Raw genomic sequence first — 24,650 nt, forward strand, 5'->3', positions numbered from 1 at the left:
TTCCGCGCTGGGCGGCATCTGGTGGCGCAGTGGGGCTGCCGGAAGCCGGCGGGGTGCGCGCTCAGGTCCCGTGGATACCGGCGAACAGGTCGCTCTCGATGGCATCGCCGGTCCGTCCGGGCCTGGCCAGCATGTACTCCTCCACCTGGTCGGCGGCGTCGGCCACGCTGAACAAGACGTGCAGGGCTGTGGCGTCACCCTGGCTTGCGTGGGCGGCCAGAGCGGCGATCTTCTGTGCCCACACCCCACTGACGTCGATGACCGTGCTCACCAGGGAGTCCTCGATCCCGATCTCCAGCGGAGGGATCCAGCTGCCCGGTTCGAGCAGGGCCAGGCCCCGTGCCCGCACGGCCTGGATACGCGTCAGGGACACCGCGATGAAGTACAACTTGGGCTCTGGGCCCGACCGCGTGGCCGCCATCTCCGAGTGTCCGCCGGACTCCCGGAAACGCTCGAACGCGGCCACCGTCACCTCATGGGTGCGGATGTGGTCCGGGTGGTACGACAGGCCGTTGGGCGGATACGTGATCACCACGTCCGGCTGGTACCGCCGCATCAGCTCAGTGAGCCGGTCGACGATCGGTTCGGCGTCCAGTCTGCTGAACGCGCCAGGTGCGACGGCGTTCGGATCCGCGGGGAGGCCGGAGTCGGGGTGGCCCAGTTCGACCACCTCGCTGATTCCCAGCGCCGCGGCTGCCGTTGCCAGTTCGGCCGAGCGAAGCGCGGCCACCTCCGGCGGCCGGTGGTCGGGGTCACCGGGTTTGCTGCCGGCGGGTGTGTCACCCAGGCGCCCGTCCGTGCAGGTGACCAGAACGGTGCGACAGCCGGCGGCGGCGTATCGGGCGAGTGTGCCCCCGGTCTGGCCGGCCTCGTCGTCCGGGTGTGCGTGGACCACCATCAGAGTCGGTCGCCGGCTCTCGGTCGCATTCACTGGTCAAGCCTTTCCGGATCCTGACCGCAGCACGGTCATGGTCATGGTTCCCACCGCCTGATCAGGTCCCGGGCGGGCGGCGCGATGGTGCGGCAGCGGTCCTCAGGGAACTGCCGTCCCGTCGGCGCCGGTCGTCGGAGGGAACCGGTCCTTCCCAAGAGGGTGCCAGTCCGGCGCGCATGGCCCGTTCGGGCAGACGTACTTCCCCGACGATGTCCGGCGCCCTCGTGCGCCCCTTCGCGCTGTTACGTTGGCTGACATCCGGGCTGCGCCTTCCCCCGGGCGTCCCGGAGAACCGGACCCGGCTTCGCCTTCCTTGCCTGATGTGCGAAGCCGGGGCCGTGCCCCGGATCAGGCAGTCGTCACGCTCTCGATGTCGATCCCGATGGACCAGTTCTCACTTGCGGAGTTGTCGGGGTTCCGACGGTGCACGCGGCGTCGGGTGGGGACCTGGATCCCACTGAACTCCTCATAGGCGCCGACGTAGTGCGCAACGGCGACGCCGACGTTGACGTCCACGTTGTAGTCGAGCCGCCGCAACAGACCGTCGTCGCCGAAGTAGAAGGTCTGCTCCGCGCAATGCGTGGCAAGGGACTGCGGAAACCTCACGTGCAGCCGACGCCACACTTCCCCGTTCTCCGTCCAGGGCTCGACTTCACGCGAAGCGACGCCGGGGTAAGTGAAGAGGAACGGTGTGGTCAGGTAGTTCCACATGGCGTAGCCGATGAAATAACCGACCTGGAGTGACTCCCAGGGAGAGGTCAGGTCGTAGCCGGCGTAGGTCGACCTGATGCCGGACCTGCTCTCCAGGACGGTGTCGTCGGCGGCCGCCCGGAGTTCGACCCGGTCGTCCTCGGCCCTCAACAGCACGTCATGTTCGGGATCTGCCCACGGGCTGAAGCGGATCAGCTCTCTGCGGCTGTCGAGCGTCAGTCTTTCCCTGAAGGGCTTCTCCGAAAAACCGCGCACGGCCCAGAAGGGGCCATGAAGGGTTACATCGGCCTGGATCAGGTCGATCTGTGACCATCGATCCCGGCCGCCGTGCGCCGCGAGGACGTGATCCAGCAGGTCGTTCATCATCGTCTCCGGTGTGGGGGCAGTTGTTGTTGCAAGGGGCGTTCTGGACCGGGATGAAGACGGCATCGGCGAAGGATCGGTCCCGTCTCCCGGGCTACTGCGGCAGGCAGCGACCGGACGTCACGATCCGAGCGGTCGTGTCGCGGTCGTTTCCGCGGGTGGTCATGACGTTTCTCGGCCGGCCGTCCAGGCTCTGCACGAGCGTGAGGGAAGGCCGTGATATGCGTCGCCCAGTCCGCTTTTGCCGGTGGCGATCGTCCCCCGGCGGTGGGATGCCGGACGCACACTTTTCGGCACGCACATGGTCGATGTCGGCGTGACATCGCAGGTCATCGTAGCTCCGGGCCACAGCCGTTGCGCGTCGACGAGGCTCCGAGCGGCAACTGCTGCACTTTGGTGCCATGCCTTCTGCCTCAAGGGGAGAGGTGCCCGCCCGGCCCTTCCGATGGTGGCGCGCCGCCCCGTCCTGGATGGACTGCGGCTCACGGCACCCGCGGTCATCGGCAAGGGCCACGATCTCCTTACATGAGGCCGGCGCGAATCGCGTAGGCGACGGCGTGCGTGCGGTTGCTCACTCCGAGGGTGGTGATGATGGAGTGGATGATGGTCTTGATGGTCCGCTCGGAATAGCTGAGCTGTCTGGCGATCTGGGTGGTGTCGAGCCCGTCCGACAGCAGTCCCAGCACCGTCATCTCCCGGGGACTCAAGCCCGCCCTCGCGCCGGGGCCACGTCGTTCGAGGCGCCTCAGGTGACGGATCAGCGTGCCCAGGATCTGCGGCGGAAGGTCGGCATGACCGACGTGTGCCGCGACGACGGCATGGGCGATGTCGGAGAACGTCGCCTGTTGGCGCAGCACGACGCTCACCACTCCGAGACGGATCGCCCGGATCAGCCTGGGCTCCGTGACGGACTTCATGACGAGTACGACCTGCACGTCCTGGCGGCTCGCAGAAATCTGCTCGACTCGCTCCAAGACCTGGTCGGACACGTCGTCGGCGAAGGTGACGAGCACGTCCGCATCCCGTACGTTCGCCCGGCACAGCACACGGACGCACGGATAACCGGCGAGCGCTGCCACGGCACCCTCGTAGGTCAGCCGGTCGTCACACAGAACGGCGACGGGAATCGGGCTCGCGCCCATGGGGGCCGTGCAGGCGGGCTCGCTTCCGTCTGTTGACGGAAAAGGCTCTGCAGACTGATCGGGGTGTGTGGACACCTTGGAGCCCACCCGGTCACGCCGATCCGGAACGGCCGGTTCGTCTGCGCTCAAGCCCACACCGATTCCTTTCTGGCGCTGAGATGTCCGCGCCTCATCCGGGACCGCCCTCACGTGACGCCGAGGCCCCGTGAGCGCGGCATCCCGTGCCGCATACCGGAGGTTCCCGGGGCAGGCAGAAGCCGCCCTTTGGGCAATCGACACGGGACAGTTCGACCAGGCACACGAGGAACAGGCAGTTCGCCGGCCCCGGCTACGCTCCCGGCGCTCTGCGCATGGGGCAAGACGGGGTCAAGTGCCGCTGTGCCGCTACCTCGTGGCGTCGACGGACCGAGTATGGCGGCTCCCGGGCCGACAGCGCCCCCGCTGGGACCCCCGCCAGAAGACGCCGTTCGAGTCAAGGACGATCGCGAAGGAAATCACCTGCCATCGGGCACTTCTGTGCGCCGCGACGCGCTGTCCGGACGGCGTCGGCAGAGTGCGCGGGGGCACCGGCCCAGCAGGCGGTGCGTCCACTCCGAACGGCAGACACACGGGCCGAGCCACGGACGGACCGTTGCATGTCCGGTGTGCGTGAACGTGAGGATGCGCGCGCCGCAGCGTCGATCGCGTCCATTCATCCGCCGGCACCGCAGGAAAGGCAGGCTCGGCCCCTCACAGGGCGTCGGGGGTGCCCGCGGGAGCCCGGCGGGAATGCGCCTGACTGCCAGAAAGAACTGCGGTCCGGGCCACAGCCATCGAGGGCGCCGAGTCCGGCACACAACGGACGCCCGGCTCCGGCACCGGCTTCTGGCCGTTCTCACCAAGACGTCTCGGCTAGTGCTTCCGGCTCGGGCAGGGGCCGCCCGAGCCTGCCTCACTACGGCCGATCCGGAGTACGGACCGAGGCCGTCCGCTCGTCGTAGGCGATGCGCGCCCAGAAGATCTTCGCTGCCCGCTCCTGGGTCCAGGTGCACATCACGTGCGTTTCCTCAGCGATCTCGCTGCCCAGATCCGTAAGGCCGTACAGCACCAGGGGCGGCGACTGGTCCGGGTCGACGGTCCGGCGTAGCAGGCCGTCGCGCTCCAGGGTGCGCAGAGTTTGGGAGAGCATCCTGCGGCTGATGCCGCCGACAGACCGCTCCAGCTGCGAAAACCGCTGCGTGCCGTGCTGACGCAGGCTGAGGAGCATCAGGAGCGCCCATTTGTCGGCCAGGTCGACGAAGGCGTCACGGCTCGGGCAGGCCTTGTCCAAGACGTCCATCGGACGGTCGGCCGGGAAGCCAGGCGGGAACTCCTGCTGTGACATACAACCGATCGTATACCAGAACTCTGACATAGAGTTGGGCGTGAATATATAGTAGGTATACGATTGAGACTGCACTGGTGAGGAACGGTATCGTTCCGGCCGCCTCAGGGCTCGACCAAGAGCGATGACCCTGCCGCCCGTACCGCATACGAAAGGGGACAGCCTGGTGAGTACGAGAGAACGGCCGATGCTGCACCCGCGTGTGCGCGTCGACCGGACCGCGCCCTCCGGTAGCACGGAAGTCGTGGGCGGTCCGTGCCCCTTCGGCGGTCAGGCCGGCAGCGACGACTCCTGTCCCCCGGTCTCCCTCGTGGTACTGACGGATGATCAGCTCACCTACGAGGGTGCGTTCGCTGCACTGTCCGGGTATCCGGACGTCGAGGTACTCCCTTGGGAGAGCCTCGAAAAAGCCCAGGTCGTCATCGCGTTCGCCGAGGACGTGTCACACTCCATGCTCGGCCGCATCGAGCAGTTCACCTCCGCACGGCCGGATGTTCCGATCGTGCTGGTGACTGAGTCGGTGTCGGAGCCCCGTCTGGTGCGAGCGATCGGACTGGGCGTCGTCAGCGTGCTGTTGCACCGGCAGGCCAGTTTCGCCCGCATCAAGGAGGCCGTCGTAGCCGCACGCAAGGGGCATTCGGACGTTCCTCCGCAGTTCCTGGGGTCGTTGATCCGCCACCTGAAACACCATGGCCAACAGGGGCCCGAGGGCGGCTTGGGCCTCAGCGCGCGGGAGATCTCGGTCCTGGGCCTGCTCTCCGACGGACTCGACACGGCTCAGATCGCGCGCCGGCTCAACTACTCCGAGCGGACCATCAAGACCATCATCCATGCAATCGTCAACAACCTCGGTGTCAGCAACCGCACACATGCGGTCGCCTACGTGATCCGCGCCGGCCTCCTGTAGGGCCGCCTCCCCCGGGCCGCGCACAGGACAGATGTCGGGCCGCCCGCAGATCGATGTGCGGGCGGCCCGATGCTGCTCGGTGAGGAACAGGCGGCTGCGGGGAGGGCGTTCGGCCTTCACCTCACCGGAGAGGCATCACCCGGCACACGTCAGCGCGCTGCGGACAGGATCGCGTCGGCGACGACGCGCGGCTGGGAGACCATCACCAAGTGGCCGGCCCCAGGCACAGACGTCGTCGTGGCACCCATGCGTTCCGCGACGAAGCGCTCCAGGTCCGGGGGGATGATCTGGTCGTTCTCCGCCACGACGAAGTAGGTCGGGTGCTCGCGCCAGGCCGGCGGCCCGGACACGAAACCGAAGCGGGCCGCATCGCTCGCCCCTTGGACGGCCGCCAGCACCCGGGCTTCCTGCGGGTCGACGTCCGGGCAGAAATACTGAGGGAAGACGTCCTGCGGCAGCGTGAAGCGCCCCTGTTTGTCGATCTTGAAGTGGGACGCGGAGGGGAGCTGGCCGAAGGACTCGCCCAGGCTTTGCGCGCTCTCACCCTCGTCCGGGGCGAACGCCGCGACGTACACCAGGGCACTCACATTCGCCGCGTCGTGTGCGGCCTGGGTGATGACGACACCACCGAAGGAGTGGCCGACCAGGACCACGGGGCCCTGGAGTTCGTCGAGGACGCTGCGGACCTTGGCGACATCGTCCGGTATCGACGACAAAGACTGCTGAACCGCGATGGCTTCGTGCCCGGCGGCCTGCAGAATCGGAATGACCTTGCTCCAGGACGACCCGTCCGCGATCGCTCCGTGAACGAGCAGGATGGTAGCCATGAATCTGCCTCTCCAGTGAACCAGGACAGTCGATCGACCCGTAGTGCCACACCACGCCGTGGCGCGTGTTCAGCGGTGGGGTTCAATTTCCCGTTCTGGTGATTGATGTGTGTGAACGCTGCCGTGCTGCCACCCGATTCGGGCGGCCGTACATGTGCCGGGCGGGCGGTCACGGCCCCGGACAGGACGTCAGTCCAGTGACGCTGTGCGGGTGATCGCCGTCGTATTCACGGTCGAAAGGTGCCCGGCGAAACCCCCGGGAGGGATGGACGAACAGTCGTCCTCTCCTTACGGCTGTCCGCTGTCTGCATCGCAGATCTTGCCGACTGGAATGCCCTGCCACGCCCGCCTGCGACGGGTCGGCACGAAGGGGCACATTTCCCTTCACTTTGAGGCGGAGGTACCGGGAGTTCCTGTCGTAGCGTTTCGACAGCGGCGGAGAGTCCGTACGCGGGAGCCCGCAGCGAGGCGGTTTCAGGTCACCCACCGGCGAACGCCGTCGAGGTGACCGGCACAAACCCTAGAAAGCCAAGGAGCGCCATGTCCTCGTATACGCATGTCACTGCACCGACCCGGTACGTGGAGGCGGAAGGGTGCCGGTATGCGTATCGCCGCTTCGGGGCCGGTTCCGGAGTTCCCCTTCTGATGCTCCCGCATTTCCGGGCAGGAATGGACCACTGGGATCCGCGCGTCACCGACGGGCTGGCCGCGAAGCGGCCCGTCATCCTCTTCGACAATGCCGGCATGGGAGCGTCGAGTGGCCGGACACCGGAGACCGCCGAAGGTTTCGCGGAGAACGTCGCAGATTTTCTGACGGCGCTCGAGATCGACAAGGTCGACCTGCTGGGATTCTCAGTGGGCGGGTATGTCAGCCAGGCACTGGTCCTTGCCCGTCCCGACCTGGTACGCCGCCTGGTCCTCGTCGGCACGAAGCCTCGCGCCGGCGAGATGACGGGTCTCGGGGAACGGGTCCCCGAGGTCGCGTCCCACGATGTGCTGACCGAAGAGGACTATCTCTACCTGTTCTTCGGCCCGTCGTCCGCGAGCCGCGCCGCCGGCCGGGAATTCTGGATGCGCCGACACGAACGCACCGTCGATGTGGACCCGGAGTCGGGCCCCGACAGTGTCCGTGCCCAGAATGCACTCCGGGCCGACTGGAACACCGCGCGCGAAGGGCGGTTCGCCGAACTCCGGCGCATCGGTCAACCAACGCTCGTCGTCAACGGGAACAACGACATCATGGTCCCCACGATCAACTCGTGGATTCTGGCACAGCATATTCCGCGATCCCAGCTGATCATCTACCCGGACTCCGGACATGGCTCGCTGTTCCAGTACCCGGAGCTCTTCTGCGCCCACGTCGCCCGATTTCTGGACTCCGAGATCCCGTTCACCTGACCACCCCTGAGATCACTCGGCCTTCCCGCAGGCGAGACGGATACGACCTATGAGGCTCCGACCGCACGGGCATTGCGGCGCCGGAGTCGATGTCAGGCGCAGCGCAGCAGAATCATGAAGCCGAAGTCCATGTGGAGCTGCTGGTGGCAGTGGAACAGGGACAGCCCTGGCTGGTCGGCGGTGAAGTCGAAGTCGAGGCTCTGGTAGCCGCCGAGCATGACGACGTCCTTGCGCAGGCCGTGGGTGGGGGTTCCGGCGATATGGGTGACCTCGAACGTGTGGCGGTGCAGGTGGAGGGGGTGGATGTCGTCGGTGGCGTTGCGGAAACGAAGCCGGTATCGCTTGCCGCGCTCGACATCCATCACCGGCTCGTTGGTGTCCATGTTGAAAGGCACGCCGTTGAGGGTCCAGATGTTGAATCCCTTGTCGGCTGCGTTCTGTTTCTCCACCAGCAGGTCGATCGCCTGATCGGGTTGCCGGGTGGTACCGCCGGAATGGGCGAAAGTGCGGTAGTCCCAGGTGAATGCGGGTGGTGCGATCCACTGCGGGGATCCGCCACGGCCGGCGTACTCCACCACGGTGCCCATGCCGGCGTTCCGGTCGTCGTCAGAGAGGTCTCCCAGCACCCACACACCCGGATGGTTCATCTCCACCAGGGCCGAGACGCGTTCGGCCGTGCCGATCCACAGCACCGGCACGTCGGCCTGCCTGGGTACCGGGTTGCCGTCCAGCGCCACCACTTTGAAGGTGTGGCCAGGCAGGGCAAGGCTGCGGATTTCCGTGGCACTGGCATTGAGGACGTGGAACAGCACGCGCTGCCCGGACTTGACCTTGATCGGCTCCCCATGGCCGAGTTTGCGGCCGTTGACACTGAAGGCCCGGTAGCCGACCTCGTAGCCGTGCGGCATCCCCCGGGCCAGTGAGTCGGCCATCGCTTTCTCGCCCTGGCTCTTCAGATCCGGCAGGGGGGAGCCGGCCAGGAAGTTCTGGGCCATGTCTCCCCCGTGGCTGAGGGAGGGCTCGAACTCCTTCAGCGTCAGGAACACTTCCTGGTCGTAGGCCCCGGGGTTGGTTTTCGGCTCGATGTACACCGGGCCTGCCTGACCGGTGTAGGTGCTGCGGGTCAGGTCACCCCGGGCTGCCACATGGGTGTGGTAGAAGCGGAAACCGGCCGGTCCGGGGGTGAAGGAGAGGCGCCGCATCCCGTGCACGGGGATGAACGGGGTGCCCTCCTCGGACGCGCCGTCCACTTCGGCGGGAACGAATTGGCCGTGCCAGTGCAGCAGTTCGGGGATGCCGGTGTCGTTGTGGACGTCGACCACGACCGGGCGGCCTTCCTTGAACCGCAGGAGCGGGCCGGGGAACTGCCCGTTGTACGTCGTGGTGGAGACGATCGTGTCCGGCGCGAGTTCGACGCGGCCTTTCGCGATCCGCACCGTGTAGTCCGCTTTCCCTGCGGGAGCGGCCGCGCCGGACAGCCCCGAGGAGTCGCACGCGGTGAGTGCGGGGGCACCCGCCCCGGCCAGCAGGGACACGCCGCTCAGTTTGAGGGCATCGCGACGAGAGATCGGCACGACTCTGCTCCCTTCCCCGCTCCTGGGGCAATGCCGGCGGATACGGGTCGGTTACACATGCGCGGAAATCCGGCTATGTGCTGCCAATTTGATACAGCAGAGAAATGTAGCCCGGCAGCGGCCCGGATGCGCCGAGGACGCGACGGCGCCGACTGGCACACCTGCTCGCAGCGACACGGCACCGACGCCCTGAGTGCGCGTGGACCGATCGCAGCACACTCCGACGTCGCAAGCCCTCGTCGACCGTCACCAAGACGCCTCGTCTCACGACGCCTGGACGAGGTCGCCCGGGGTGCTCGTCGTAGCGCCCGCCGCGTCCGCGGCACGCCGGCGGGCGAGCCTGCCGGAGAACCAGTAGCCCGCGGCCAACAGAGCGACGAGAACAAGAGTTTCGGCCGTTCCCCAGACCCACGTGGACGCGCTGACCTGCTTGGGCGGGAGCTTGGGCAGGTCGTCCGGAAGGACCGCGGAGTGCCTGGCCACGTCGGCCTGGAAGGCCTGGTTGCGCGCCGAACCGTGCAGGAATGGCGCGACGAACAACAACACCATCCCGAGGAGTGTCTCGACCGTCACCACGACGGGGAATTCCCGGACGAGGGCCGTGCGCAGCGGGCGTACGTCGCCCGCGGCACGCAGGGCGTCGATCCTCGGATGCAGCCAGAACTGGTTGAAGGCGCCGAGGAGCAGCAGGACGCCGAAGATGAGGATCTTCACGCCGAGCACACGCCCGTACATGCTCGTGAGCAGCTGCGAGGGACCGTCGACATGCTCCCAGTACAGGGACAGACCCGAAAGGGCGATGGCGGCGACGCAGCTCATCGCGGCGGCGGAGAAGCGGCGTATCGACGGCGCCCAGAACACTTCCCGGTCGGCGGGGCCGACCGCGCCCGGCAGCGCGAGCAGCGCCAGGCCCGCCAGTCCACCGAGCCAGACCGCACCGCCGAGCAGGTGCAGCATCCACATCAGCGTCTCGAAGATGGTGCGGCCCCAGTCCTCCGGTACCTCGTCCGGGAACTTGGTGGTCCCCAAGGCCACCGCGCCGGCGCCCAGCCCGACGGCCAGCAACCATCTCCGGGCCGGACCCGCCGCCACCCGGCGCGCGCAGAGCGGAGCGAGCACCACGGCACCGGCGAGGACGAGGGTCACCTCCAGCCCGGACAGACGGCCGGCGTTGCTGCCGTCGTACAGCGCGCTCCACGCCGCACCGTAGTCGTAGCCGCCGCCGTCCTCCGACGCGCCGTGGGCGAGCCCGGTGAGGACGGCGGGTACGGCCAGGAGCCCGAGCGCCACCGCCGCGCGGGACAGACGGACCGTCACCGCAGCGAGCGTGTCCGGTCCGATCCGGCGGGCGGTCGGTCCCGCCGCCACGAGCGCAAGCGCCGTCAGCCCGACGAAGCCCATCAACGCCACCCAGGCCGCCCACGCAACGGCGCTGTCCTCGAACGGGCCGAGGGGAGTCGAGGGCGGCGCCAGGCGAGCGGCAGGGCAGGCGGAAACGGGCTGAGCGGGGGCATGGCCGACCGTCCTTGGAGGGAGGAACATCCAGAGCGAAGTTAGGTTAGGCATCCCTAACTTGCATGATCAATGGTTGCTCTTTCAAGGATTCTTCAAATCGGCGAGTCCAGGCGGACAGGGCGGGAGCGAGGTGAGTGGTGCCGTGCGCGCCCCGGGGTGGGTGCCGTGCGCCCTTCAACGGCCCCAGGACGGCCAGGGAGTGCGCTCGGCGGCGAGCAAACCCAACCGGCCTGGTTCGAAGCATTTCGACTTGTCGATAGCCTGCGTCACCATGACGCGCGCCTGGATCCTGCCGATACTGCTTGTCCTCTGCGGCTCGGTCGTTGCGACCGGGCTGATCCACAGTGAGAACCTCGGCGCGGCCGCCGTACTCCTGCTGGTGTTCGTGCTGCTCGCAGGCGTGAACTCACCCCTGATCTTCCCGAGGTCGATCGGTGCGCGGGAGGCGCAGAGCCGCAGCGCGGTCGACGGACGGCCGGTCGTCTTCTGGCGGCCGGGCTGCACGTACTGTCTGCGATTGCGCATCCGGTTGGGTCGTAGCGCCCGCCAGTTGCATTGGGTCGACATCTGGCGTGACCCGGCTGGAGCGGCAGCGGTGAGGGCGGTCAACGAGGGCAATGAAACCGTGCCGACTGTCATCGTGGCGGGTCAGCCGTACGTCAACCCCGATCCTTCATGGGTGCGTGAACAGCTTTTCCGCTCGGTGTGATCAGGAGCGGTGTCGCCAGGGGCCGCACTTCAGAGCGCGTGCCCGCGCGCAGCAGGAGCCGGTGCCGCGTTCTTGACCGTCAGCGGCAGCGGCTACTGCCCCCGTCGGGCCCGTGTCCGTCCGCCGATCCCCTTCGATGGAAAGACGGCTTCCCAAGCCGCCGCTCCGGTTTGCGTGCCGCTCCGAGGGAGTCGATTCTGATGGTGAGGCATGCCAACAGATCGTGTGGACCGAGCGCAAGGGCTACGGGAGCTTGTGGGGACCGCGGCCCGATCAGGGAGCGGGTTCCAGATGAGGCTTGTCGTCGATCTCAACCGGTGCCAGGGATTCGCGCAGTGCGTCTTCCTCGCCCCGGACGTCTTCTCCCTGCACGGGGACGAAGCGCTGCTGTTCTCCCCTCGCTTCGACGAGGCACAGCGCGACCGGGTGGAGAAGGCGGCTGCCGCCTGCCCCGTTCAGGCCATTCTCGTCGACTACTCGGACGAGCCGACGAAGGGTGTGGAGCCTCATGTCGGCTGACACGGACGTCGAGGTCCTGCGGCGCCAGGGCCACATTGTCGTCGTCGGAGCCTCGCTGGCCGGCCTGCGCGCGGCGGAGACCTTGCGCGACCAGGGCTTCACCGGATCGCTGACCATGATCGGCGACGAGCCGTACGAACCCTACGACCGGCCGCCGCTGTCCAAACAGGCGCTGCTCGGACGGGCACGGCCCGAGGACACCGTGCTGCCGCGGCGGCGTGACATCGACGCCGAATGGCGTCTGGGCGTCGCCGCCGAGGGCCTGGACCGGGACGCCAAGCAGGTACGCCTGGCGAACGGCGACACCGTCCCCTACGACCGCCTGCTGATCACCACCGGGACCAGAGCGCGGCCCTGGATCCACCCCGAAGAGGCCACGCTGGACGGGGTGTTCGTGCTGCGTACCCGCGACGACTCCGCACGTCTGCACCGGAAGCTGACCGGGGGCGTGTCCCGGGTGCTGGTGATCGGCGCCGGTTTCACGGGCTCCGAGGTCGCCTCCGTCTGCCGGGAACTGGGCCTCGAGGTCACGGTCGCCGAACGCGGCCCGGCACCGCTGGTGGGCGCACTCGGCGGAGCGGTCGGCGCGGTCGCGGACCGGCTGCAGCGCAAGCACGGAGTTGACCTGCGCTGCGGCATCAGCGTCACTGCCCTGGAGGGCGACTACGTGGGACGACTCAGGCGCGCCCATCTGTCCGACGGTTCGGCGATCGACGTGGAAGTGGCGGTCGTCTCGCTCGGTGCCATGCGGAACACCGAATGGCTCGCCGGCTCGGGGGTGGCCGCCGGTCCCCGGGGGATCGCATGCGACGCCGGGTGCCGGGTGTTCGACGTCAACGGCATCGTCACCGACGACATCTACGCCGCCGGAGACGTCGCACGCAGCCCCCACCCGTTGTTCGATTACCAGTTCCTGGCGTTGGAACACTGGGGCAACGCCGTCGAACAGGCCGAGATCGCCGCCCACAACATGATCTGTGCAGGTCCGGAGCGCCGTCCGCACCTGTGGCTGCCGATGTTCTGGTCCTCCCAGTTCGGTGTCAACATCAAGTCGGTGGGTGTTCCCCCGCTGGCCGACCAGCTGGTCGTCGCCCAGGGGACGCTCGCCGAGGCGCGGTTCGTGGCGGTGTACGGGTACCGCGGCCGCGTCATCGCCGCGGCGTCCTTCGACGGAGGCAAGTGGCTGGGGTTCTACGAGCAGCAGATCGCGGCCGGAGCGCCCTTCCCGCCGGAGTACCGCTCGGTCGGCCAACGAACCGAGACGCTGCAGCCGGTCGACCCGGCCTTCCCCGACCCCCACCTGCCCACCCACGGGCCCACCGTCACGCTGACGGGTCACTCACCGAGCGAGCGGCGTGTCGAGTTCGCTTCGTCATATGCCTGATCACCGGCCCTGTGCCGCCCGGAGCCCCGAGGAGACGCCATGACGTCCGGCACCATCTCCGCGCAGATCACCGACTACGCCAATCGAGCCGATCCGTACCCGCTGTACGCGGAACTGCGCAAGACACCGGTCAGGCGCGAGGACGACGGCACCTACCTGGTCAGCACCTACTACGAGGTGCGGAGCCTGGCCAACGACCCGCGGCTGAGCAACGACACGAGGAACCGTCGACCCGGCTACGCCCGCACAGCGGAAGCGGAGGACACAGGCCTGCCGCCGAGCTTCATCTTCACCGACCCGCCGGTGCACGACCGGCTGCGCGACACCATCAACCGGCCGTTCGGTCCCCCGCACAGCCCCAGGTTCCTCGACGACCTGCGGGGAGACCTTTCCAAGGTCGTCACCGAGCTGCTCGACTCCTTCGAAGGCAAGGACCAGATCGACATCGTCGAGGACTTCGCCTACCCCCTGCCCGTCACCGCCATCTGCAAGGTCCTCGGCGTGCCGCGCGAGGACGAACCGCGCTTCCACGGCTGGGCCGATGCCCTGGCGTCGTCACTCGATCCACAAGCCGGCGAGGAAGGCCAGGCAAAGGGGCAACAGGCACGCCAGGACCTGGGCGCCTACCTGTCCGACCTGATCGAGACCAAGCGCCGCCACCCCGGCCCCGGGATTCTCAGCGCGCTCGCCCCCGACATGACACCGGAAGACCTGGAGGCCACCGCGGTGCTGCTCCTGGTCGCCGGCCACGAGACCACCGTCAACGCGATCACCAATACGACCCTGACCCTGCTGCGCCACCCCGACATCCTTGAGCGGTTCCAGAAGGAGCCGGAGCTGGCCGTCCCCCTCATCGAGGAAGTGCTGCGGTACGAACCCCCGGTCCAGTTCGTCCCGTGGACCACCGCCCTGGCCGACATCGACGTCGCCGGTACCACCATCCCCAAGGGCTCGCCGGTCTGGCTCATGCTGGCCGCGGCCAACCGCGACCCCAAGCGCTTCAAGGACCCCGACCGGTTCGATCCCGATCGCAAGGACAACGAGCACCTGGGTTTCTACACCGGCATCCACTACTGCTTCGGCGCCCCCCTCGCCCGGATAGAACTCCATCTGGCTGTGCCCGAACTGTTCCGCCGGGTCAAGTTCTCCCGACTGCTCGAAGACCCGCCGCCGTACCGGGCCAACGCGGTGCTGCGCGGCCCCCGTCACCTCCCCGTGGCGATCGAGGGCGTCACGGCCTGAGCGCCGCGGAATCTCTCACCCGACCATCGAAGATCGAGACGACCACGACCAGGGTGGGAGTCGCGGAACGCAGCCGTGGCCAGGCCTGATCGCGAAAGAGCCGTGGCGGTGCCGGCGTTCAGCGGCTGCCGAGACCCGCAATCCCCGTCAGTGGATGGGAGAGGGACGCGATGCCATGTTCCCCTGCGTCTTCAGCAGGGCCGCCGGGCAGCGGAACGGCACGGATGTGACCGCCCAGATCGGACACATAGGCGACGCCGGCGGCCGGGTCGACAGCCAGCCCGATCGTCTCGGCGAAGCCGCTCGCCAGGATCTGCGGGAGCTCGCCCGATGCTCCCGCTGCCGGAATGGAGGCCCGGTTGAGCGTGTTTCCGCCCGGCGGTGCGCCGCGGTCGGTCCAGTAGAGCCAGTCGCCGTCGAGGTGCAGGTCGATCGGTTCGGGCAGGTCGGACCAGAGCAGTTCGATGTCCGTGCGCCGCTCCGGGCTCTCCCCGGTCGGCAACTCAAGACCGGCGCGGAAGATACGGCCTTTGCCGCCCTTGGCGGGGCCTTTCTGCGTCCAGTAGAGGTATCCGCGGACGGGGTCCACCGCCACGCCCACGCACTCCTGGGAGATGTCGCCGGGCGGGTTGACCACCAGGTCGGTCAGGCCGCTGCCGTCTGTCCGCACCCCGCCGACCCGGCGGCCCTCCCGGTCGCACCAGTACAGGAACCCGGCGCCGTCGGACGTCAGTTGCTTACCAGTGGTGATCGTGCCGGGCGGGACCACGTCCCGCCGGCCGGTGCCGTCCAGCTGCATCGCGTGCAGGCCGCCGTTACGCCGGGAGAAGTCCTGCGCTGCCTCCCCGGAGCCCTTGGCGGGATCGACGGTCGGCGTGCCCATCGTCGTCCAGTACACGGTCCCGGACTCGACCACGATCCCGTCCGGGAACGAGCCCGCATCCGCGACCAACGTCTCCACCCGTCCGTCCGCTATGCCGACCCGCAGAATGCTCCCGGACACGGCCGCCAGCACCACCAGTTCGTCCCACACCTCGGCACCCCTCGCGTCTCTCCTCGGTGGCCTCCTTGCGCCTTCCATCGCAGTCCCATCCGCGCTGCCGCGCGACTCCCGTTGGGCCACCCGAGGAAGGGACCGGGCACAACGGAGAGGCGGAGAGCGGACCGGGCCGGCCTTCCCCGCAGGTGCTTCACGTCTGCCGCCCTCGTACAGCCCGCTCCGGTCGCTGTCCGACCAGGCCGCTGCCGAGACTGGGGTGGCCGGTGTGCGCCCTCACAGCAACCATCACGAAAGCAGGCGTGATCATGGCCTTCGCCCTTCCCACCGACATGGAGAACCGTCCGGTCGCCGTGATCGGGGCAGGCACCCTCGGCCGCAGGATCGCGCTGATGTTCGCCGCCCGGGGTGGGCTGATCCGGATCTTCGACAAGTCCGCGCAGGCAGGGGAGGCAGCGCGGAAGTACGTCGAGGAGAACGTCGCTCAGGTCGCCGCGAAGGCCGAGGGCGGCAAACCGGGCCGGGTGGTCTTCACCGGCGACATGGCCGAAGCCCTCGCCGAGGCCTGGCTTGTGATCGAGGCCGTGCCCGAGCACCTGGACCTGAAGAAGGAGATCTTCGGGGAACTCGACCGCACCGCGCCACCCGACGCGATCCTGGCCAGCAACTCCTCCTCCTACGCGTCGAGCGAGTTCATCGACCGGGTCGAGCACCCCGAGCGGGTGCTGAACATGCACTTCTCCATGCCGCCCGCACAGAACGCCGTCGACCTCATGTCCGACGGCCGTACCGACCCGGGCATCATGGAACTGCTCAAGAGGGAGCTGCCCCGGTACGGGGTGTTCCCGTTCGAGGCGCACAAGAAGTCAACGGGCTTCATCTTCAACCGCATCTGGGCGGCCATCAAGCGCGAAGCCCTCGAAGAGGTGGCCGAGGGGGTGTCCACACCACAGGACATCGACGAGATGTGGAAGATCAACATGGGCGGGTCCGCCGGGCCCTTCCAGATGATGGACCAGGTCGGCTTGGACGTGGTCCTGGACATCGAGAACCACTACGCCGCCGAGAACCCGAACCTGCCCACAGGACCTCGCGAGTTGCTGAAGAAGTACGTCGACGCCGGCCACTTGGGCGTCAAGACCGGACAGGGCTTCTACACCCACCGCCATCAGGGCTGACGCTTCGGCCGCCCGTTCGGGACCGACGAGGGAAGCCAGGAACCAACGATGAAGATCGCGATTCTGGACGACTATCAGAATGTTGCTCTGAGCTTGGCTGACTGGGATTCACTGGACGCTCACACAGACGTCTTCAACAGGCCGTTCGCCAACGAGGAAGCGACCGTGGCCGCTTTGGCCGACTACGACGCAGTGGTGGCTATGCGTGAGCGCACACCGTTTCCTTCATCGACGCTGGGCCGACTGCCTCAACTGCGGTTGCTCGTCACCACCGCCCCTGTCAACGCGGCGATCGATCTCCACGCCGCCCGAGAGTTGGGCATCACCGTCTGCGGAACAGGTTACTTCTCACACCCGACCGTTGAACTTACGTGGGGACTGATACTTTCCGCAGCACGTTTGATTCCGCAGCAGGTGGCGTCCGTACGTTCCGGCGGCTGGCAAGTGGGGCTGGGCACGAGTCTGAGCGGCGCCACCCTGGGAATCCTGGGCCTGGGACGACTGGGCACCCGTGTAGCAGAAATCGGTGCGGTCTTCGGCATGGACACGATCGCCTGGAGCCAGAACCTCAAACCGGAGGACGCGCGGGCGAAGGGCGTAGCCTACGTTTCACGCGACGAGCTGTTCTCTCGCTCGGACGTACTGAGCATTCACGTCGTGCTCAGCAAACGGACACGCGGGCTGGTCGGCGAGCGTGAATTGCGCTCGATGAGGTCCACAGCGATTTTGGTCAACACGTCACGAGGGCCTGTAATAGACGAGACTGCCCTCTTGCGAGCTCTCAACGAGAAAACGATCGCCGGGGCGGCACTGGACGTCTTCGACCGCGAACCACTGCCCGCCGACCACCCTCTGCGCTCGGCGCCCAACGCCGTGGTGACCCCGCACATCGGATACGTGAGCCGGGACCTGTACGAGGTCTTCTACCGCGATGCCGTCGAAGACATCGCAGCTTGGGCCGCAGGTTCTCCGCTTCGCCTGCTGACGTGAAGGGCGGTGCGCCCCAGCAGCGATCGCGGGCTGCCGCATGGGGCTGCCGCCGACCACCGCCCTGGGAGTCAGCCCTGGGTGGCGGGGAACGCCTCCGGGGATCAGGGCGGATCTGGGGGATCATGCCCCCCCATGGCTCGACGACGGATTGCCCACGCACACCGGCGCGGGCCCTCAGCCGAGAACGGCGGGCCAGGCCAACGATCAGCACGAGCCCTGCAAGGTGGATCTCCGGTACCGAGACGGACCGAGCGCGGACCCAGTGGCCACTCGAGCCCCCTCCCATTCAGGGAGGGGGCTCGAGTGGTCACACAGAGCGGCTAGTTCACCTCAGTGCGCGTGACCGCTCGCCGCAGGCGCCGGTGCCGCGTTCTTGACCGTCAGCGGCAGCAACTTCTGTCCCGTCGGGCCGATCTGGATGTGCGTGTCCATCTGCGGCCTTATGGACACATGAGTAAATCCAGCTCTACGGTCGCAGACATGGGGACACGTACACGGAAGCGCACAGCGGTCGACCAGAGGCAGTACTCGGTTGAGGCCGAGTGGACTGACGCAGATCTCGCGCTCTTGGAGGAGCTGAAGGCGGCTGACGCCCTACTGCCCGAGGACGCTCCTCGGGCTCTCTTATCCATCCGCCTGTCCGTACTGACAGACGAAACCACGTCGCCGGTGCGGCAGGAGCTCGACCTTCGCATCCTGGCAAGGGAGCGAGGCTGTCGAGTTGTCGGCGTCGCTTCGGACCTGAACGTGTCGGCGACGAAGGTTCCGCCATGGAAGAGGAAGGAACTCGGGGACTGGCTGAATAACCGCTCCCCCGAGTTCGATGAGCTCTTGTTCTGGAAGCTCGACCGCTTCGTACGTCGCCTGTCCGATCTCTCGACGATGATCGAGTGGAGCCTGAAACGCGGGAAGAACCTGGTCTCGAAGAACGACAGCCTTGACCTCACGACGACCGCCGGGAAGATCATGGTCACGATCATTGGCGGTATCGCCGAGATCGAAGCGGCCAACACTTCCACTCGAGTCACAAGCCTGTGGGACTACGCCAAGACTCAGGAAGAATGGATGATCGGCAAGCCGACGTACGGCTACGTCACGGCCGAGGACGACTCCGGCAAGCTCGTTCTCGCCATCGATCCCAAGGCCCACAAAGCACTGCACTGGGCGCGGCGCATGGCACTTCGAGGACGTTCCGCCCAGTTCATGGTGCGGTGCCTGAAGCGATCCGGACTCATGAGCCGGGGGCTCACGGTGGCAACGCTTCACCGCCGCCTCCGTAACCCTGCGCTTCTCGGCCACCGAGTAGAGGAGGACAAACAGGGAGGGCAACGGCGATCGAAGGCGATCCTCGGCAAGGACGGCAGGCCGATCAAGGTCGCTCCCCCGATCTTTACTGAGGAGGAGTTCGAGACCCTCGGCGCTGCTCTCGATAAGCGCAAGAAGAACCAGCCTCCGCGCCGTGTCGGCGGAGCGACTCAGTTCCTCGGCGTCCTCCTCTGCGCCGACTGCAAGACGAACATGACCGTAAAGATCACGAACAACGAGTTCGGGACCTACCAGTACCTACGATGCCGCAACTGCAAGAGCGGCGGACTCGGTGCACCGGACCCCCAGCAGGTCTACGAGCGCCTCGTAGAGGACGCGCTCAAAGTCCTCGGCAACTTCCCGGTACAGGTTCGCCACTACGCCGAGGGCGCCGAGGTACGGCGGGAGATCAAGCGCCTTCAAGAGTCCATCGCTCTCTACATGAAGGAGCTCGAACCCGGGGGCCGGTACACGAAGACCCGGTTCACGAAAGAGCAGGCAGAGGCGACGCTCGACCAACTCATCGCGGAGTTGGAAGCCATCGACCCCGAGACGGCGAAGGACCGATGGGTCAACGTCCACGGTGGTAAGACCTTCCGCGAACACTGGCAGGAGGGCGGCATGGAAGCCATGGCCGCAGACCTGTACCGAGTCGGCATCCGGTGCGAGGTCACCCGCACGAAGGTGCCGAAGGTGCGGGCACCGAAGGTGCACCTCCGCCTACTGATCCCGAAGGACGTACGCGAGCGGCTCGTGATCCGAGAGGACGACTTCGCGGAAGCCTTCTGACACCGCCCGACCGACGCACGAAGAGAGCCGCCTTCCCGAGGTGTACGGGGAGGCGGCTTTTCGTCTCACTCGAACCAAGACGCGGGATCGAACGGCGTCTCGTTGCCGTCGTCGTCGACAATCACAATCTCACTTTCGATCAGGCTCATGCGCCTCTCGTCCGAGCAGCGAGGCAGGGGAGAGCACACAGGTTGCCGAGGCTCAGGGTCGGGAAGAGCGGTTATCGTCTTCCACCCCCTTCCTGCCCCGCCTCCGCTCCGACCCGCCGAGACTCTGCAAGGTCTTCCGCGATGCCAGCCGCGATGAGTGCTGCGCCGGGGGTGTGGCCAGAGCCGACGTAGCGCCATTGCCGCTCGCTGACCGCGTCCGGCAGGTCGACGTGGCCCAAGTGGTGGGCGCGTTCGGCGCGTAGCGCTGCGTAGGTCGTCGAGTAGGCGCGGGACTTGGTGAGGATGTGGCCCCGGTAGCCAAGGGTGTGAGCCCAAGTGCACAGGTTCAGCGACTGGTATTCGGGCAGTCCGCCAAGGCGCCAGCAGGTTCGCATGAGGGTGCGAACGTGTTTGCTGACTGGAGCGCACTCAATGTCGGCCCAAGTCCTCAGTGGGTGGTCGGTGCCGGCGCCTGTCTCGCTCGCGCCTTTCGTGACGTACTTGGCCACGTACGCGGCCACGGCGTCATCGTCGGGGTCGTCGCCGTTGGCGCGCAGGAGCCGGGCGTCGACCTGGGCGCCCCAGTGCAAGGCCAGCTCGCCCACGGCCGCGCTGTAGGGCGTGCGGACCAGGACCCGTCGGGCGGAGACGCGTACGGCATCGATGAGCAGTTCCGGAGTACCCCAGGCCGGGGGTTCGTCGTCGGGTCCACTCGGGCCGTCGAGGCGGACGATGGCGTGAACGTGGACGGCCGCCCGCTTCTGGTACTCGGCGACGCGGGCGAAGGAGAGCCGGGCGTGCTGGGCGAATCGGGACTGTACAAGGCCGACCGAGGAGGCCAGGCGCCGCCGTACGTCGATGACGAAGCGATCCCACAGCTTCGCGGCGTGGGCATGCCACAGCACGTGGCCGGCGTAGTCGTAGCAGTCAGCGCAGAAAGGTTGGCCGACGGCCGGATCGTCAGGGCCGTGCACGGCGCCGCAGCCGAGAGGACGGCCGTGTTCGCACGTGCCCCCGTCTCGGCGGGGGCGGCACAGCCCCCCGGCACGGTGAACCGGGCCGAAGGACGGGGCGGTCAGGGTGACGAACAACCGAGGGCGGTGGCGGACCGAGTCGGGGACGTTCTTGCCGCCCAGCAGGCCCGCGCGCACGAGGTGGAAGGTGTCTCCGGCATGGAGGCGGGAGCAGGCCGGGCAGACGGTTGCGCGTCGGTTCCGGCAGCGGATCAAGAGGCGTTCGCCGGGTTCGGTGCGGGTGTCGTAGTGGTGGAGGATTTCGCCGGTTGTGCCGTCCAGGGTGATGGTGGAGCCGGTGAGGTGGACAGGGTGGGCGCAGCCGCCGGTAGCGGCGATCTGCTCAAGCCAGCGCGGGAACTTCGGGTCTTGGGCGAGGCGGATGGCGTCGCGGTCTGCTTCGGGGAGCTGACGCAGGCGCGCCGCGCGGGCGAGTGCGGTGCGCCTGTCAGCCGGGGTGAATTCCGGGGTGATGGTGGTGACCTTCCGGGGTGGGCCGCCGAAGCGGCACGGGTGGTGGTTGGTGGCGCGCTCTCGTCCATGGGTGGATCTCCTTTCATGCGGGGCTAGTTGAGGGACAGTGGTTCACCGGATGATTCCGGCGCCCCGGCAGACGCGGCAGCGCCGCAGTCGTCCGGTCGAGGTCTTGCGGGCTCCGTCGCCCTTGCAGTTGGGGCACCTCACGCGAGGCATGGGCATGGCCGTGCGTTCCCTTCTGTCGTCAGTGGTGAGAGAAGCCGCTGATCAGCCAGATGAGGAGTCCGTGGATGGTGAAGACCACGGGGGTCTGGCCGAGGTAGACGCCGAAGAGGCCGACGCAGACCGCTTCCCAGGCGCGCACGTCGCGGGAGCGGACGAGGAGGACGGTGATGATTCCGAAGATCACCGCGAACGTGAACGCCGCTCCTTCGCTGATCACTTGCTCTCTCCTTCCAGCACCGCAAGGGCGCGGTCTATCGCGGGCAGTTCGGGCGTGAGGGCGGCGTGCTTCCGGGCCGTCGCGACGGCTTCATCGGTGGGGGTGAGGTGGGAGCGGGCGCGGTTCCAGCCGCCGTCCCGGCCGGTGCACACGGCCACGCCGCGTTCCTCCGCCGTGATCGACTGCGCGACCGCGACGGCGTCCTTGTTCAGGTCGCCGAGGGTCATCTCGGCCGTGCCGGGATCGTTGACCCGGTGGCAGATCCGGCCGCCGAGCTGCGCGCGCAGGGCGGTGACGCCGGGCCCGAGATCGGAGCCGACCCGCTGCCCGGCCACCACCAGGTGGATACCGAGGGCGGCCCCAAGCTGTGCCAGGCGGAGCAGCAGCGTGGAGCACTGCTCCGCTTCAGCCCGACTCTCGCGGGTGCCGTCGGACAGATAGAGCTCGGCGATCTCGTCGACCAGGACGACGACCGGCACCGGCCGTAGCTTGTCCGGGAGCTCCCAGATGGAGCGCACACCGGCCGACCGGCACACGCTCATCCGGTCCTGCATGTCGACCACTAGGGCGGAGAGCACGGCTACGGCCTCCCGCCGACAGGTCGCCAGTGCACTCAAGCGTCCGGCGAACAGGCCCAGTTCCATGCCGCCCTTGCAATCGATGCCGACCAGGGCGACCGGCTGCGGGGCAAGCTGAGTGATGAGCCGGGCCAGCAGGGTGGACTTGCCGGACCGGGTGGCCCCGGCTATCAGCCAGTGCGGCACCAGCCGCAGATTCATCACCCACGCGCCGCCCGTCTCCAGCGCGCCGATCAGTGCTGACAGCGGCTCGGCGGGGGCGGTGGCTAAGCCGGGCCGCTGAAGCGGGTCACTGGCCATGGCGGTCAGCAGGACGAGGCCGCGTCCCGGCGAGGTGACTCGTACCGCGTGGACCTTCCACGCGTGCATGAGGGCGTCGGCCGCTTTCATGTAGGTGGCCGGGGTCTGGCCCGCGTGCAGGCGCACGGTCACGGCCAGGCCCATGCGGGTGGCCCGCGGGAACGAGATCCGCGGCGTGACTGGCCGCAGCGGATCACCCTTGACGACCAGGTCCCCGAGCAGCCCGCGGGGCGGACGCCGGGAGACGGCAAGGTCGTTGAGCTGGGCGACCTTGCGCCAGGTCGCAATGACCCGGCACACGGTCACGGGGTAGCCGATCAGGTACCAGTGCCAGGCCGGACGATGCCGGTGCACCAGGTCCCCGACGACCAGCACCCACGCCAGCACGGCAAGCGCGAGGGCGAGCAGGATCGGTCGCATCACGCCTCACCGCCCTTGCCCTGTGCTGCCGGGCCGCCGTGCACGGGGGTGATGGCGTCGGCGCGGAAGCTGACGCCGTGCCGGTCGCCCATCGACCACATGAACGCGGTCAGGCCGGTGACCTTGACGATCTGGCCCTCGTCGATGCCCTTGGGCTGGCCGCTGACGGCGATCTCGATGACAGAGATCCTGCGTCCGTCCTGCCGCACGGTGACGGCGACGGTCCAGACCGGGTTGCCGACCCGGTCCCTCTTCACCTCCTGCGTTTCGGGGTTGGTGATCTTTGCTTCGGGCGCGATGGCGCACCGCAGTACGCCCAGTCGCGTCGTGTCCACGGGAATGGACTGCATTTCGTTGGCCTCCTTGGCCAGTTGAGGACGCCAGACTGATCCTGACGTCACTTGTCCTTACGAGTTATGACTATGGAGCCCTGTACGACGAGAGCGCAACTACTTATGCTGACGAGTGATGTCGCGCGTGCGACGTGCCTACGACCTCAACCCGGAGATGCCGAGATGTCGGAGATCCAGCGCCCCGGAGCCCTCTACCAGCAGGTGGCCGCCGCCATCCGCGAAGCGATCCTGTCGGGCGAGTTCGCCCCCGACTCCCTCTTGCCGTCCGAAGCCCAGCTCATGACCCGCTACGGCGTCTCCCGCCCCACCGTCCGCAACGCGATTGCCGCACTGCGCGCCGAAGGGCTCATCGACGTCCGCCACGGGAAGGGCAGCTTCGTACGCGCCGGCGGGCAACCCGTCCTCACCGTCGAGCGCCGCATCACCCACACCGCCGAGGGCAAGTTCGTCATGCCCAGCGGCGACCTCTGGCAGGAAGCCGAGGAACCGAGCACCTACCGCGCCCGCACCACGAAGGAAACGGGCCGACTCCTCCAACTCGATGAGGAAGAGGCCCTGTTCGGCTGCGACCGCCTCCTCGTCGACCCGGCCACGGGGACGCGGGCCATGCACCGGACGTTGATCCCGTTCGAGGTTGCCGAGGCTGTACCACTGCTGGGCAAGGAGCCGTGCAAGCCGCCGGCCGCGATCTACTGGGTACTGACCCAGTCCGGGCACACGCTGTCGTGGACCGAGACGGTACGCGCGGGCATGCCGCTGCCTGATGAGCGCACCACGCTCCAGCTCCCGGACGCCACCCCGGTCCTGTACGTGGCACGCGTCGCGCACAATGCCGACGACCGCCCGCTGTTCCTCGAAGAACTGCGCTTCGGTGCGGATCGCGCCGAGCTCGTCTACCGGATCACCGCCGACGAGCAGCCCAAGCGCGCCTGCACCTGACCTGCAAGGACGATCGGTCGAAACAGCCTTTACTTCCTCGAGTCGCAGCTGGAAGGCGCACACCGCCGAGCAGGTGCCCGACTACAAGATCCAATGGACCTCGGAGGGCGCCAAGGGCACCACCAAGGGCGT

22 protein-coding genes are annotated in these 24,650 nt (G+C 67.8%); 10 read left to right on the forward strand and 12 right to left on the reverse strand.

Annotated elements, in window-relative coordinates; genetic code table 11:
• Window positions 1-61 precede the first annotated feature (61 nt).
• From ACWDA7_RS14865 to ACWDA7_RS14880, 4 genes are all read right to left on the reverse strand, one after another.
• Complete coding sequence (locus ACWDA7_RS14865) at window positions 62-931, reverse strand: PIG-L deacetylase family protein (RefSeq protein ID WP_450604572.1); 870 nt, start codon at window positions 929-931, stop codon at window positions 62-64.
• Window positions 932-1,282: 351 nt separating this feature from the next.
• Window positions 1,283-2,011, reverse strand: a complete 729-nt coding sequence (locus ACWDA7_RS14870; protein WP_450604573.1) for a hypothetical protein — start codon at window positions 2,009-2,011, stop codon at window positions 1,283-1,285.
• A 518-nt stretch (window positions 2,012-2,529) separates the two neighbouring features.
• On the reverse strand, window positions 2,530-3,150 hold the full coding sequence (locus ACWDA7_RS14875; protein WP_450604575.1) for a LuxR C-terminal-related transcriptional regulator: 621 nt from the start codon (window positions 3,148-3,150) through the stop codon (window positions 2,530-2,532).
• Window positions 3,151-4,084: 934 nt separating this feature from the next.
• Complete coding sequence (locus ACWDA7_RS14880; RefSeq protein ID WP_450604576.1) at window positions 4,085-4,513, reverse strand: winged helix-turn-helix transcriptional regulator; 429 nt, start codon at window positions 4,511-4,513, stop codon at window positions 4,085-4,087.
• A 166-nt stretch (window positions 4,514-4,679) separates the two neighbouring features.
• Between ACWDA7_RS14880 and ACWDA7_RS14885 the strand changes: the two genes are divergently transcribed.
• Window positions 4,680-5,420 (forward strand): response regulator transcription factor, encoded by a 741-nt coding sequence (locus ACWDA7_RS14885; protein ID WP_450604578.1) that lies wholly within the window; start codon window positions 4,680-4,682, stop codon window positions 5,418-5,420.
• A gap of 149 nt (window positions 5,421-5,569) precedes the next feature.
• Here the strand turns inward: ACWDA7_RS14885 and ACWDA7_RS14890 are convergent, their stop codons facing one another.
• A complete protein-coding gene (locus ACWDA7_RS14890; protein ID WP_450604579.1) occupies window positions 5,570-6,247 on the reverse strand; it encodes an alpha/beta fold hydrolase in 678 nt (225 codons plus the stop codon).
• 540 nt (window positions 6,248-6,787) lie between these two features.
• Between ACWDA7_RS14890 and ACWDA7_RS14895 the strand changes: the two genes are divergently transcribed.
• Window positions 6,788-7,645 (forward strand): alpha/beta fold hydrolase, encoded by an 858-nt coding sequence (locus ACWDA7_RS14895; RefSeq protein ID WP_450604580.1) that lies wholly within the window; start codon window positions 6,788-6,790, stop codon window positions 7,643-7,645.
• A 92-nt stretch (window positions 7,646-7,737) separates the two neighbouring features.
• On the opposite strand, the gene ACWDA7_RS14900 is transcribed toward ACWDA7_RS14895, so the two are convergent.
• Both ACWDA7_RS14900 and ACWDA7_RS14905 read right to left on the reverse strand, forming a co-directional pair.
• The gene (locus tag ACWDA7_RS14900; protein WP_450604582.1) at window positions 7,738-9,219 is read right to left on the reverse strand and encodes a multicopper oxidase family protein; all 1,482 of its coding nucleotides are present in this window, start codon (window positions 9,217-9,219) and stop codon (window positions 7,738-7,740) included.
• A 264-nt stretch (window positions 9,220-9,483) separates the two neighbouring features.
• Window positions 9,484-10,761 (reverse strand): copper resistance D family protein, encoded by a 1,278-nt coding sequence (locus ACWDA7_RS14905; RefSeq protein WP_450604583.1) that lies wholly within the window; start codon window positions 10,759-10,761, stop codon window positions 9,484-9,486.
• 244 nt (window positions 10,762-11,005) lie between these two features.
• On the opposite strand from ACWDA7_RS14905, the gene ACWDA7_RS14910 reads away from it, so the two are divergent.
• The 4 genes from ACWDA7_RS14910 to ACWDA7_RS14925 all read left to right on the forward strand — a co-directional run bounded on the left by ACWDA7_RS14910 (window position 11,006) and on the right by ACWDA7_RS14925 (window position 14,588).
• Window positions 11,006-11,443 carry a glutaredoxin domain-containing protein gene (locus ACWDA7_RS14910; protein WP_450604594.1) on the forward strand — a complete coding sequence of 146 codons (438 nt, stop codon included), beginning with the start codon at window positions 11,006-11,008 and terminating at the stop codon, window positions 11,441-11,443.
• 291 nt (window positions 11,444-11,734) lie between these two features.
• Complete coding sequence (locus tag ACWDA7_RS14915; RefSeq protein ID WP_086722359.1) at window positions 11,735-11,962, forward strand: ferredoxin; 228 nt, start codon at window positions 11,735-11,737, stop codon at window positions 11,960-11,962.
• On the forward strand, window positions 11,952-13,346 hold the full coding sequence (locus tag ACWDA7_RS14920) for an NAD(P)/FAD-dependent oxidoreductase (protein ID WP_450604584.1): 1,395 nt from the start codon (window positions 11,952-11,954) through the stop codon (window positions 13,344-13,346). Before ACWDA7_RS14915 ends, ACWDA7_RS14920 begins: the two co-directional genes overlap by 11 nt.
• Before the next feature lie 39 nt (window positions 13,347-13,385).
• Window positions 13,386-14,588 carry a cytochrome P450 gene (locus tag ACWDA7_RS14925; RefSeq protein ID WP_450604585.1) on the forward strand — a complete coding sequence of 401 codons (1,203 nt, stop codon included), beginning with the start codon at window positions 13,386-13,388 and terminating at the stop codon, window positions 14,586-14,588.
• A gap of 118 nt (window positions 14,589-14,706) precedes the next feature.
• Here the strand turns inward: ACWDA7_RS14925 and ACWDA7_RS14930 are convergent, their stop codons facing one another.
• The gene (locus ACWDA7_RS14930; protein ID WP_450604586.1) at window positions 14,707-15,621 is read right to left on the reverse strand and encodes a hypothetical protein; all 915 of its coding nucleotides are present in this window, start codon (window positions 15,619-15,621) and stop codon (window positions 14,707-14,709) included.
• Window positions 15,622-15,893: 272 nt separating this feature from the next.
• Here ACWDA7_RS14930 and ACWDA7_RS14935 point away from each other — a divergent pair, with 272 nt between their 5' ends.
• From ACWDA7_RS14935 to ACWDA7_RS14945, 3 genes are all read left to right on the forward strand, one after another.
• Window positions 15,894-16,763 (forward strand): 3-hydroxyacyl-CoA dehydrogenase family protein, encoded by an 870-nt coding sequence (locus tag ACWDA7_RS14935; protein WP_450604587.1) that lies wholly within the window; start codon window positions 15,894-15,896, stop codon window positions 16,761-16,763.
• 48 nt (window positions 16,764-16,811) lie between these two features.
• Entirely contained in the window at window positions 16,812-17,753 is a 942-nt protein-coding gene (locus tag ACWDA7_RS14940; RefSeq protein ID WP_450604588.1) for a D-2-hydroxyacid dehydrogenase family protein, read from the forward strand.
• A 480-nt stretch (window positions 17,754-18,233) separates the two neighbouring features.
• Window positions 18,234-19,847, forward strand: a complete 1,614-nt coding sequence (locus tag ACWDA7_RS14945; RefSeq protein ID WP_450604589.1) for a recombinase family protein — start codon at window positions 18,234-18,236, stop codon at window positions 19,845-19,847.
• A 220-nt stretch (window positions 19,848-20,067) separates the two neighbouring features.
• Here ACWDA7_RS14945 and ACWDA7_RS14950 read toward each other — a convergent pair whose 3' ends face one another.
• From ACWDA7_RS14950 to ACWDA7_RS14965, 4 genes are all read right to left on the reverse strand, one after another.
• The gene (locus ACWDA7_RS14950; protein ID WP_450604595.1) at window positions 20,068-21,426 is read right to left on the reverse strand and encodes a replication initiator; all 1,359 of its coding nucleotides are present in this window, start codon (window positions 21,424-21,426) and stop codon (window positions 20,068-20,070) included.
• 304 nt (window positions 21,427-21,730) lie between these two features.
• Entirely contained in the window at window positions 21,731-21,928 is a 198-nt protein-coding gene (locus ACWDA7_RS14955; RefSeq protein ID WP_450604590.1) for a hypothetical protein, read from the reverse strand.
• Entirely contained in the window at window positions 21,925-23,226 is a 1,302-nt protein-coding gene (locus ACWDA7_RS14960; RefSeq protein WP_450604596.1) for an FtsK/SpoIIIE domain-containing protein, read from the reverse strand. Before ACWDA7_RS14960 ends, ACWDA7_RS14955 begins: the two co-directional genes overlap by 4 nt.
• The gene (locus ACWDA7_RS14965; RefSeq protein ID WP_450604591.1) at window positions 23,226-23,576 is read right to left on the reverse strand and encodes an SCO3933 family regulatory protein; all 351 of its coding nucleotides are present in this window, start codon (window positions 23,574-23,576) and stop codon (window positions 23,226-23,228) included. The genes ACWDA7_RS14960 and ACWDA7_RS14965 overlap by 1 nt, the downstream gene beginning before the upstream one ends.
• Window positions 23,577-23,741: 165 nt before the next feature.
• On the opposite strand from ACWDA7_RS14965, the gene ACWDA7_RS14970 reads away from it, so the two are divergent.
• Complete coding sequence (locus ACWDA7_RS14970; RefSeq protein WP_450604592.1) at window positions 23,742-24,518, forward strand: GntR family transcriptional regulator; 777 nt, start codon at window positions 23,742-23,744, stop codon at window positions 24,516-24,518.
• Window positions 24,519-24,650 lie beyond the last annotated feature (132 nt).

It is taken from the genome of Streptomyces sp. NPDC001156, from assembly GCF_053598275.1.